The sequence below is a fragment of the Myxococcus sp. AB025B genome, from assembly GCF_006518215.1.
GTDB lineage: Bacteria > Myxococcota > Myxococcia > Myxococcales > Myxococcaceae > Myxococcus > Myxococcus fulvus.
The window spans coordinates 34423-44839 of sequence record NZ_SRLW01000039.1; the positions used below are offsets into that span (position 1 = coordinate 34423).

At 68.7% G+C, this 10417-nt stretch carries 10 protein-coding genes; 6 read left to right on the plus strand and 4 right to left on the minus strand.

Annotated features, from left to right (window positions below; all coding sequences use genetic code 11):
• Positions 1-13 precede the first annotated feature (13 nt).
• The 4 genes from argS to FL311_RS09075 form a co-directional block, all read right to left on the minus strand.
• Positions 14-1735: an arginine--tRNA ligase gene (argS, locus tag FL311_RS09060; RefSeq protein WP_141324540.1), complete on the minus strand. Its 1722-nt coding sequence runs from the start codon at positions 1733-1735 to the stop codon at positions 14-16.
• A gap of 75 nt (positions 1736-1810) precedes the next feature.
• Complete coding sequence (locus tag FL311_RS09065) at positions 1811-3502, minus strand: hybrid sensor histidine kinase/response regulator (protein ID WP_141324541.1); 1692 nt, start codon at positions 3500-3502, stop codon at positions 1811-1813.
• A 108-nt stretch (positions 3503-3610) separates the two neighbouring features.
• The gene (locus FL311_RS09070) at positions 3611-4339 is read right to left on the minus strand and encodes a HEAT repeat domain-containing protein (RefSeq protein WP_141324542.1); all 729 of its coding nucleotides are present in this window, start codon (positions 4337-4339) and stop codon (positions 3611-3613) included.
• 92 nt (positions 4340-4431) lie between these two features.
• Positions 4432-5427, minus strand: coding sequence for a DnaJ C-terminal domain-containing protein (locus tag FL311_RS09075; protein WP_141324543.1), 996 nt, complete (start codon positions 5425-5427; stop codon positions 4432-4434).
• A 113-nt stretch (positions 5428-5540) separates the two neighbouring features.
• On the opposite strand from FL311_RS09075, the gene FL311_RS09080 reads away from it, so the two are divergent.
• The 6 genes from FL311_RS09080 to FL311_RS09105 form a co-directional block, all read left to right on the plus strand.
• Positions 5541-6242, plus strand: coding sequence for a hypothetical protein (locus FL311_RS09080; protein ID WP_228556769.1), 702 nt, complete (start codon positions 5541-5543; stop codon positions 6240-6242).
• Entirely contained in the window at positions 6239-6733 is a 495-nt protein-coding gene (gene rimI, locus FL311_RS09085; protein ID WP_141324545.1) for a ribosomal protein S18-alanine N-acetyltransferase, read from the plus strand. Before FL311_RS09080 ends, rimI begins: the two co-directional genes overlap by 4 nt.
• A gap of 215 nt (positions 6734-6948) precedes the next feature.
• A complete protein-coding gene (gene rpsL, locus FL311_RS09090) occupies positions 6949-7320 on the plus strand; it encodes a 30S ribosomal protein S12 (protein WP_043408969.1) in 372 nt (123 codons plus the stop codon).
• Positions 7321-7460: 140 nt separating this feature from the next.
• Entirely contained in the window at positions 7461-7931 is a 471-nt protein-coding gene (rpsG, locus tag FL311_RS09095; protein ID WP_011553340.1) for a 30S ribosomal protein S7, read from the plus strand.
• A gap of 149 nt (positions 7932-8080) precedes the next feature.
• The gene (gene fusA, locus FL311_RS09100) at positions 8081-10159 is read left to right on the plus strand and encodes an elongation factor G (protein WP_141324546.1); all 2079 of its coding nucleotides are present in this window, start codon (positions 8081-8083) and stop codon (positions 10157-10159) included.
• 141 nt (positions 10160-10300) lie between these two features.
• On the plus strand, positions 10301-10417 hold a 117-nt coding region (locus tag FL311_RS09105; RefSeq protein WP_228556770.1), incomplete at its 3' end, for a GTP-binding protein.

Consider the following 10417-nt stretch of genomic DNA (forward strand, 5'->3'; position numbering starts at 1 on the left):
GCAGCCCCCGGGGCTACATGTTCTCGGGTGTCGGAATGCCCAACAAGGTCAGACCCGACGCGAGCGTAACCCGCGCCGCGTCCGCCAGGGCGAGTCGCGCGGAACGCAGCGCGTCATTCCCTTCGACGTTGATGCGCTTGTCGCGCTCCTGGTTGCCGAGCGTGTAGTAGCGGCTCAGGGCGGCGGCCACGTCGAGCAGCAGGCGGGCCACGAGGCTGGGCTCGTACTGCTCGGCCGCGTCGCGCACCACCTCGGGCAGGCGCATGATTTCGCGCACCAGGGCCTGCTCCTCGGGGAGCGTCAGCAGGCTGGCGTCGTAGCTGGCCGGCGCGCCGCCGCCCTTGCGCAGCACGTTGACCACGCGCGCGTGGGCGTACTGGAGGTAGGGGCCCGTGTGGCCCTCGAAGCTCACCACCTCGTCCCAGTCGAAGGTGTAGTCGGTGGCGCGCTTGTGCTTGAGGTCGCCGAAGGCGATGGCGCCCAGGCCGATCTGCTCGGCGAGCTTGTCCGGGTCATCCGTCTGCAGCCGCCCGGCCTCCTGGTTCTCCTTCACCTTGGCGGCGGCGCGCTCCTTGGCCTCGTCGAGCACGTCGTTGAGCTGCACGACCTGGCCCTTGCGCGTGCTCATGCCGTGGATGCGGCCGAACGCCACGTGCACGCACTTGTCCGCCCACGGCTGGCCCATCTCCTTCAGCGTGCGGAACACCTGACGGAAGTGCAGCGCCTGGTCCTGGGCCACGACGTAGAGCGACTTGTCGAACTGGAAGCGCGCGTGGCGGTCCTCGGCGGCGGCCAGGTCGCGCGTGGCGTAGAGCGTGCTGCCGTCGTTCTTCTTGAGCAGGATGGGCGGCTCGTTCTCCGCGTAGGGCAGGTCGACGATGAGCGCGCCCTGGGACTCCTTCACGCCGGGCTTCCTGGCGATCTGCTCGATGACCGCGTCCATCTTGCCCTGGTAGCGGCTCTCGCCCTCGATGTGCTCGAACTCGATGCCCATCCGCGCGTAGATCTGCTTGAAGCCGCGGATGCTCGTCTCGCGGAACTGGTTCCAGAGCTTGAGGGCCTCGGCGTCACCGGCCTCCATGCGGCGGAAGAAGTCGCGGGCCTTCTCGTCGAACGCGGGCTCCGTCTCGGCGCGCTTGTTGGCGCGCACGTAGACCTCCACCAGGTGGCCCATGTCGTCGATGCGCGCGGGGTCTCCGTACTCCTGGAAGCCCACCGCGACGAGGCCGAACTGCTTGCCCCAGTCACCCAGGTAGTTGATGCCCTCCACCCGCCAGCCGAGCGCCCGGTAGATGTTGGCGATGCAGTGACCCAGGAACGTGGTGCGGATGTGATGGAAGCCGATGGGCTTGGCGATGTTCGGCGACGAGTAGTCGATGACCACCGTCTTGCCGCGCCCGGCGTCCGCGTCGCCGCCGTAGGTGGCGCCCGCCTTGCGGGCCGCGTCGAGCACCTCGCTGGTGAAGGGCACCGCGTTGAAGCGGGCATTCACGTACGGGCCCACGGCCTTGATCTCCAGGCCCGGCACGGAGAGCTTCTCGGCCAGCTCCTTGGCGATGACGGGGGGCGCCTTCTTCTGGGCCTTGGCGAGAGGGAAGGTGGCGAAGCTCAGGTCGCCGTGCGCCGCTTCCGCGGGCTTGACCTGGGCTTCGATGTCGGCGGCCTGCACGCCCAGGGCGCTGGCGAGGCCCTCGGCGAATGCGGCGCGGTAGCGGGAATAGACGGAAGTGCTCATGAACGCGCGGATACTAGCCAAGCCGAGGTGGCGTGCGGCCACCTCTTGTTCGTTCCGCGGTCCATTCCGTCCCCCTCAGGGAACGGCGGGAGCCCGGCGGCTGGGCCGCACCACCGCCGACACCGTGTCCAGTAGCTTGGGGAGCTGGAGCGGCTTCTCGAAGAAGCCGTCGATGCGCTCCAGGCCCTGGCCGGAGGTGAGGGACGCCACCTCGCTGGCACCCGAGATGATGTACACGACGATGTCCGCGAGCGACTCGGTGCCCCGGATGAAGCGGAGCACCGACTGCCCGTCCTCCTCGCTCAGCCGCAGGTCGAGCAGCACCATGGCCGGCCGGATGTGCGAGAGGATGGAGCGCGCCTCGGAGGCCCCCGAGGTGGCCATCACCCGGTAGCCCTCCTGCTCCAGCACCTGCTGCAGCACCTCGCGGCAGTCCGCGTCGTCCTCGACCAGGAGGATGCCGCCCGCCTTGGGCGCCGCCTGGTTCGGGTCCGGGGAGCTCACCGCGCCGGCGAACATCGGCAGCACCAGCTGGAACGTGCTGCCCTCGCCGAGCACGCTCGACGCCTCCACCCGGCCCCCGTGCAGGGCGACGATCTTCCCCACCAGCGGCAGGCCGAGCCCCGCGCCCGGAGGACGCGGCACCCCGGGCTGCGCCCGGTAGAAGGCGTCGAAGATGTGCTCCAGCGCCTCGGCCGACATGCCGGGGCCGCTGTCCTTCACCGTGAGTGCGGCGAGCCCTTCCTCGGCGGAGACGGTGACCTCGACGGTGTCATCCTGCTCGCTGTGGTGGATGCCGTTCTCGACGAGGTTGTGGATGGCCTCGGCGATGCGCTCGCGGTCTCCCCGGACGAACACCTCCGCGCACGGGGGGATGTGCACCTGCACCTTGCCGTGCTCGGCGACGACGGCCAGGGAGCGGACCACCTCCTCGGCCACGGCCTTGAGGCCGAAGGGGCGCTGGTTGAGCTGCATCTTCCCGGACTGGAGCCGGGACATGAGCAGCAGGTCGTTCACCATGCGCAGCATGCGGTCGGAGTTCCGGTCGCAGATCTGCACCGCGCGGCGCTGGGAGTCCGTGAGGGGCCCCAGCTTCTCGCGTCCCAGCATCGCCAGGTACGACTTGATGGTGGTGAGCGGGTTCTTGAGGTCGTGCGAGACGTTGCCGAGCAGCTCCTCGCGGTTCTGCTCCAGGCTCTTGAGGCCCGCGATGGCCGTCTGGAGGTCTTTGTTGCGGCGGGCGCTGTCGTCGCGGAGCCGGGCCACCTCGTAGGCGGCGGCCAGCTGCGCGGCCAGCGACTGGAGCACGGTGTCGGAGACGGCGCGGCGGGCGCCCAGGACGACGAGCACGCCGGTGACGCCGTGGGGGCTCTCCAGCGGCACCGCGAGAGTGTCCGCTTCGCGCAGGAGCTTCTTCTCGGAGAAGGCGCGTCCCACCACGCCCTCGCCCGGGACGGCGGCGACCACGCGGCTGTCGTAGCGGCCGCGGACGTGCTCGACGTGGAGCTGCTCGCGCGAGGCAAAGAAGCGGGCCACGTAACAGACCTTGGGCTTGAGCAGCGCGTGGAGCGTCTGGAGGTGGGAGCGCAGGGCCTCGGTGGGGCCCGCGTTGTCGGTGAGGTGGCGCGCCATCTCCAGGAGGGCGCGCGCGACGGCGTCGGCGTCAGCCGGGGGAGCCGGCTTCGCTGCTCGACGGGTGGACTTCTTCGAGGTGGTGGGGCGCAGCGGCACGACCTCTGCCAGGGCCCCTTTCTTCTTCGAGCGCACGGGAGAATCCTGCTCCAGGTTCCGAGCGCCTGGGAACGGCCCTGGTGTGCAGGGCCTTCCGGAGGACAGTGGTCGTGTCGGCTGCCCGACACGACCGGGCCTGGGCGCTCAGGCCCGGCGCTGGATGCGGCCGTCCTTGTCCAGGACGTAGGGCTCCACCAGGAGCGACTCCACGCGGGCGCGCTGCTCGCCCACGCTGAAGCCCGCGTCCGCCAGGGCGGAGAGCGCCGAGGTCTGCACCCGACGCGCCGTCTCGTCGGCCGTCAGGAGCGCGAGCATGGGCTCCCTGGCCGGCTCATACTTGAAGGAGGCGAGCGCCTTGAGCGCGGCGATCTTCACGTCGTCCGACATGTCCGAGAGGAACGGGACGACCACCGGGGGGATGCGCGCGTCCTGGCGGCCGGTGACGTGGTGGAGCAGGACGACCTTCTTCTCCGGGTTCTTCGTGTACGTCGAGGACAGGTGCTGGAGCGCCTTCACGCACGCCTCGGTCACCTCGTCCTCGGTGACCAGCTCCCCCAGCAGCCGGAGCGCCCACGACGTGGCGGGCTCGGTCTTGCTGAGGAACTCGACGATGGGGGGGACGGCGTCCTTGCCGAAGGTCTTCACCAGCTCGAAGGTGTGCTCCTTCTCGTCGGCGTCCGTGGTGAGCGGGTCCACGGTGATGGTGAAGCGGGCCAGGAGCACGGAGACGGCCTCGGGGAACTTCATCTCCCCGAGCTGCTGGATGGCCTTCTGGCGGGTCGCCGGGTCGCCGTACTTCTGGGTGACCTTGGGCTTGAGCTTGAGGGCTTTCTCGGGGCCCGAGCCGCCCGTGAAGATGTCTAAGAGGCCCATGTGCGCGTGTGCTCCGTTTGCGGCGACGTGAAAACCGACTGTGGGAGGGGCCGTCTATGCCGTGGCGGCGCCCAGGACAAGAGACAAGAGCTTCAGAGGGTCAGCTCGCGACGGACATCGTCCCGGTAGGCCTTGGCCAGGGTCTCCGCCGCGGCGCGCGTCTCCGGGGTGTCGGTGTCCGGCACCTTGACCTGGAGGCGGAGGTAGAGGTCGCCCGGTGAACCCCCCTTGAGGGAGGGCACGCCACGCCCCTTGAGGCGCATCTGCCGGCCGGACTGGGAGCCGGGGGGGACCTTGACGGTGAGCTCGCCCTGGAAGGTGGGGACGCGCACCTCCGCGCCCAGCATGGCCTCCGGAACCGTGACGGGCACGTCCATGTGGAGGTCGTCGCCTTCCCGACGCACCAGGGGATGCTCCATCACCTCGGTCTCGATGTAGAGGTCGCCCGGAGGCCCACCCCTCGCGCCGGGGGCGCCCTGGCCCGCCAGCCGGACCTTGGAGCCGGTCTGGACGCCCGCGGGAATCTTCACCGTCAGGCGGACGCGCTCGTCCGGGGTGGAGCGGTCGGGGGAGGCGCGGCTGACGGACAGGGGCCGCTCGGTGCCGTTGACGGCCTCGGCCAGCGTCAGGCGGACCTGGGCGTTGAGGTCCTCGCCGCGCTCGGGACCCATGGGGCCGCGTCCCCGGACCCGCCCGAAGGGGTCATTGAACCCGCCTCCGCCGCCCCTGCGTCCTCCGAAGAGGTCGTTGAAGAGATCCCCCAGGTCGAAGTCCTCGCCTCCGTAGGGGATGCCGCCCACGCCGCCCCGGGACGCCTGGGCGCGGTATTGCCGGTAGGCCTCCGCCTTCTTCTCGTCGAAGCCGATCTTCTCGGCGTCCTCGCCGAACTCGTCGTAGAGCTTGCGCTTCTTCGGGTCCGACAGCACCTCGAAGGCCGAGTTGATCTGCTTGAACTTCTCCTCGGCGGACTTGTTGCCGGGGTTGACGTCGGGGTGGTGCTGGCGCGCGAGCTTCCGGAACGCCTTCTTGATGGCCTCCTCGGAGGCCGTCCGTTCCACGCCGAGGATCTGGTAGTAGTCGTCCGCCATTTGTTCCCGCCGAGCTGTACGTGATTGAAAGTAACCAGTCGGTGGGAGTGCGCCAGCAAGGACTGTTCGGCTGGCCTGGGATGTATAAAGTCCGGCGAAAGATGAGGGAGGCCATGGCAGCGCCGCGCCGAGCGGGAGCAGGTACCTTCTGGCTGGCGGGCTGGTTCCTCCTGCTGGCCGCCCCGGCCGTCCACGCCCAGGCCCCCGCGGGAGAGGCGCAGGGCAGGGTGGTGGACCGGGTCGTCGCCATCATCGAGGGTCGGGTGCTCACCCAGAGCGAGCTGGAGTTCGAGGCCCGGGTGGCGCTCGTGCAGCGGGGCGGCCTCCAGGCGCTCGAGGTCCCCCTGGACGAGGAGCTGCTCCGGGGGGCGCTGGAGCTGGCCATCAGCCAGCGGGTCCAGGTGCTCAACGCCGACCGGCTCCAGGCGTTCCCCGCCGAACCCGCCGAGGTGGACGCCCGGCTGGAGGCGTTCCGCCTGCGCGTCGGGGGCTCCCAGGCCCTGGAGCGTTTCCTGGCCCGGGCGGACGTGGACGTGGAGGGGCTCAGGGCGGTGCTGACGCGGGGGCTCAGGGCCGAGCGTGTCCTGGACAGCCGCATCCGCCTGCGAGCCCAGGTGGGTGAGACGGAGATCCGTCGGTTCTACGAGCAGCACCCCGGGGACTTTCCGGCCGACTACGAGACGGTGCGGGAGTCCATCCGGGAGAAGCTCTTCCGCGAGCGCTATGCGGCGCTGGCCGTGGAGGAGCTGGCGCAGGTGAGGGCCTCGGCCCAGGTGCGCCGGGTGGCGCCCTTCACACGGGAGGCAAGGCGATGAGGCGGATGCGGGAGGACGCCGAGCCACGCGAGCCGCATGGCTTCTCCATCCGTCAGATGACGGAAGGGGACCTGCCGGCGGTGATGGCGCTGGAGCAGGCGGCGTTCAAGAACCCCTGGTCCCCGGAGCTGCTCAAGCGCGAGCTCGAGCACGAGTGGTCCACCATCCTCCTGGTGGAGGAGCCCCGGCAGTTCGTGCCCCCGCTGCTCTTGGGCCTGGCCATCTTCTGGATCGTCCACGACGAGGTCCACGTGCTCAACGTGGCCACCGCCCCCCAGCACCGGCGGCGGGGCGTCGCTCGGGCCGTCATGGAGGAGGTGCTGGAGCGGGGCAGGGCGCGCCGCTGCAGCCTGGCCACCCTGGAGGTCCGCAAGAGCAACGAGCCGGCGATCCAGCTCTACCGCGCCTTCGGCTTCCGCCCGGTGGGCATCCGGCCGAACTACTACGCCGACGAGGGCGAGGACGCCGTGGTGATGGTCCTCGACTTCTGAGCGCACGCGGAGTAGAGGACCGACCCGTCGTAAGCTGGGTTGACGAGTCTCAAGGAAAGACCTCATGGACGCTGACCTGTTCCAGGTCTGCGTCATGCCGTGCTTGACACGGAGGGGTCGCCCCCTATACTCGCGGCCTTTTTCAGTAGTCCTGTAGGTAGATATGCGCCGCCTCGTGTCTCGTGGCGGCTGCGAACCCGAAGAACGAGGTATCAGTGCCGACCATTAGCCAGCTGGTCCGCAAGGGCCGCGAGAAGCTGAACATCAAGGGCAAGAGCCCCGCGCTCAAGGAGTGCCCCCAGAAGCGCGGCGTCTGCACCCGCGTGTACACGACGACTCCGAAGAAGCCGAACTCGGCCCTCCGCAAGGTGGCCCGCGTGCGTCTGACCAACGGAATCGAAGTGACGTCCTACATCCCCGGCGTGGGCCACAACCTCCAGGAGCACTCGGTGGTGATGATCCGCGGCGGTCGTGTGAAGGACCTCCCGGGCGTGCGCTACCACATCGTCCGTGGAACGCTCGACTCCGTGGGCGTGGCGGGCCGCAAGCAGAGCCGCTCCAAGTACGGCGCGAAGCGTCCGAGCTGAGCGCGATCACCTTCGTTTGAGAGTTGGGACGTTGAGCCCCGCACCCTGGGGAGCGTCCTCGTGAAGTTTCCTTCAGCGGTACTTGAAGCCCGTCGTAGCGTGCTCCCAAGGGAGCCAGGGCGTAAGGGAAGAGAGAAGAGATGCCTCGCCGTCGCGTAGTCGCCAAGCGCAAGATTCTTCCGGATCCGAAGTTCCAGGACCGGCTCGTCACCAAGTTCGTCAACGACCTGATGCGGAAGGGCAAGAAGTCCATCGCGGAAGGCGTCTGCTACGGAGCCTTCGCCCTCATCGAGGAGCGCGCGAAGGAGGACCCCCTCAAGACGTTCAAGAAGGCCCTCGACAACGTCAAGCCGGTGCTGGAGGTCAAGAGCCGCCGCGTTGGTGGCGCCACCTACCAGGTGCCCGTCGAGGTCCGTCAGGACCGCCGGGTCGCCCTCGGCATGCGTTGGATCATCACGTACTCCAAGGCCCGTGGCGAGAAGACCATGCAGGAGAAGCTGGCCGGCGAGATCATGGACGCCGCCAACAACCGCGGCAACGCGGTGAAGAAGCGTGAAGACACGCACAAGATGGCGGAGGCCAACAAGGCCTTCGCTCACTACCGCTGGTAGGTCTTTCGGCCTCGCGGTGTCCCGCCCGGATGCAGATGGTGCATCCGGGCGGTTTCTTTAGGTGAAGCAGGTTCTCTGAAATCGTCCGGGTGGGAACGTGAGACGGGGCATCCAAAGCCCTCCCGCCCTCATGGAGAGGTACCGACGCAATGGCTCGCGAGCATCCCCTGGAGCGCTACCGCAACATCGGCATCATGGCGCACATCGATGCCGGCAAGACGACCACCACCGAGCGGATCCTCTTCTACACCGGCGCCATCCACCGGATGGGCGAGGTGCACGAGGGAAACACCACCACGGACTGGATGGTCCAGGAGCGTGAGCGCGGCATCACCATCACCTCCGCCGCCATCACCGCCTTCTGGCAGCGCAACGAGCAGCGCTACCGCGTCAACATCATCGACACCCCCGGGCACGTGGACTTCACCATCGAGGTGGAGCGCTCCCTGCGCGTGCTCGACGGCGCCGTCACCGTGTTCGACGCGGTCAACGGCGTGGAGCCGCAGTCGGAGACGGTCTGGCGCCAGGCGGACCGCTACAAGGTCCCCCGCATCTGCTTCATCAACAAGATGGACCGCATCGGCGCGGACTTCGAGATGTCCGTGGGCACCATCCGTGAGAAGCTCGGCGCGCGCGCGGTGCGCATGCAGCTCCCCCTGGGCGCCGAGGACAAGCACCGCGGCGTCATCGACCTCCTGACGATGAAGGCCCTGGTCTTCGTCGACTCGGAGCAGGGCAGCCGCTACGACATCCAGGAGATTCCCGAGGAGCTGCGCGAGCAGGCCGAGGCCGCGCGCGCGGAGTTGCTCGAGGCCGCCGCGGAGCAGGATGACGCCCTGACGGAGAAGTTCCTGGAGGGCCAGGAGCTCACCGAGCAGGAGGTCCGTGCGGCCATCCGCAAGGGCTGCGTGGGGCTGAAGCTGTTCCCCGTGTTCTGCGGGTCTGCGTTCCGCCACAAGGGCGTGCAGCCGCTCCTGGACGCGGTCATCGACTACCTGCCGAGCCCGCTGGACATCCCGCCCGTGCACGGCAAGACGCCCAAGGGCGAGGACGCGGTGCGCGAGACGCGCGACGACGCGCCCTTCAGCGCCCTGGCGTTCAAGATCATGAACGACCCGGCGTTCCAGTCCCAGACGCTGACGTTCCTGCGCGTGTACTCCGGGAAGCTGGAGGCGGGCACGGCGGTGTGGAACTCGGTGAAGGGCAAGCGCGAGCGCGTCAGCCGCCTGGTCCAGATGCGCGCGGACAAGAAGGACGAGCTGACCGAGTGCTACGCGGGTGACATCTGCGCGGTGGTGGGGCTGAAGCTGGCGGCGACGGGCGACACGCTCTGCGACGACAAGCAGCCCATCATCCTGGAGCGGATGGAGTTCCCCGAGCCGGTCATCGACATCGCCATCGAGCCGAAGTCCACGGCGGACCAGGACAAGATCATCCAGTCGCTGCAGCGCCTGGCGATGGAGGACCCGTCCTTCCGCGTGCGGACGAACGAGGAGACGGGGCAGACGCTGATCGCTGGCATGGGCGAGCTGCACCTGGAGATCATCGTCGACCGCCTCCTGAGGGAGTTCAAGGTCGACGCGAACATCGGCAAGCCGCAGGTGGCGTACCGCGAGACCATCACCACCCAGATGGAGGCCGAGGGCAAGTTCATCCGTCAGACGGGCGGCCGGGGCCAGTACGGCCACATCTGGCTGCGGGTGATGCCGAACGAGGCCGGCAAGGGCTTCGCCTTCGAGAACAAGATCGTCGGCGGCGTGGTGCCCAAGGAGTTCGTGGACGCGGTGCGCGACGGTGTCCAGGAGGCCCTCCAGAACGGCCCCGTGGCGGGCTACCCCATGGTGGACGTGAAGGTGGAGGCCTACGACGGCTCCGTGCACGACGTGGACTCGAGCGAGATGGCGTTCAAGATCGCCGGCTCGCTGGCCTTCAAGGACGCCGTGCGCGCGGCCAGCCCCGTGCTGCTCGAGCCCATCATGAACTGCGAGATCGTCACGCCGGAGCCCTTCATGGGCGACGTGATTGGCGACCTGAACGGCCGCCGGGGGAAGGTGCTGGGCATGACGCCCCGCCCAGGCAGCCTGCAGGCCATCCAGGCGCAGGTGCCCCTGGCCGCCATGTTCGGCTACTCGACCGACCTGCGCAGCCGCAGCCAGGGAAGGGCCACCTACACCATGCAGTTCAGTCACTACGCGCCAGCGCCCAAGACGGCGCTGAACCGCTACTGACGGCCCAGCAGTCGACCCAGCGGGCGATTTCAGTTGACGTTGTGGCGGGTTTGGAGCAGGACGCAGCACCTTCGCAGTGAGTTTTGGCGGGATTCGATACGCGCCGGGTGATTGACCGGCTCAGCCGCGGTGAGGAGTGTCATGGCCAAGGAGAAGTTCGAGCGTAACAAGCCCCACGTGAACATCGGCACGATCGGACACGTGGACCACGGCAAGACGTCGCTGACGGCGGCCATCACGAAGGTGCTGGCGAAGACG

Bases quoted from the DNA above. Each gene is read 5' to 3' on its own strand.
- argS (WP_141324540.1), bottom strand. From the start codon at position 1,735: ATGAGCACTTCCGTCTATTCCCGCTACCGCGCCGCATTCGCCGAGGGC.
- FL311_RS09070 (WP_141324542.1), bottom strand. From the start codon at position 4,339: ATGGGCCTCTTAGACATCTTCACGGGCGGCTCGGGCCCCGAGAAAGCC.
- FL311_RS09075 (WP_141324543.1), bottom strand. From the start codon at position 5,427: ATGGCGGACGACTACTACCAGATCCTCGGCGTGGAACGGACGGCCTCC.
- FL311_RS09080 (WP_228556769.1), top strand. From the start codon at position 5,541: ATGGCAGCGCCGCGCCGAGCGGGAGCAGGTACCTTCTGGCTGGCGGGC.
- rimI (WP_141324545.1), top strand. From the start codon at position 6,239: ATGAGGCGGATGCGGGAGGACGCCGAGCCACGCGAGCCGCATGGCTTC.
- rpsG (WP_011553340.1), top strand. From the start codon at position 7,461: ATGCCTCGCCGTCGCGTAGTCGCCAAGCGCAAGATTCTTCCGGATCCG.
- fusA (WP_141324546.1), top strand. From the start codon at position 8,081: ATGGCTCGCGAGCATCCCCTGGAGCGCTACCGCAACATCGGCATCATG.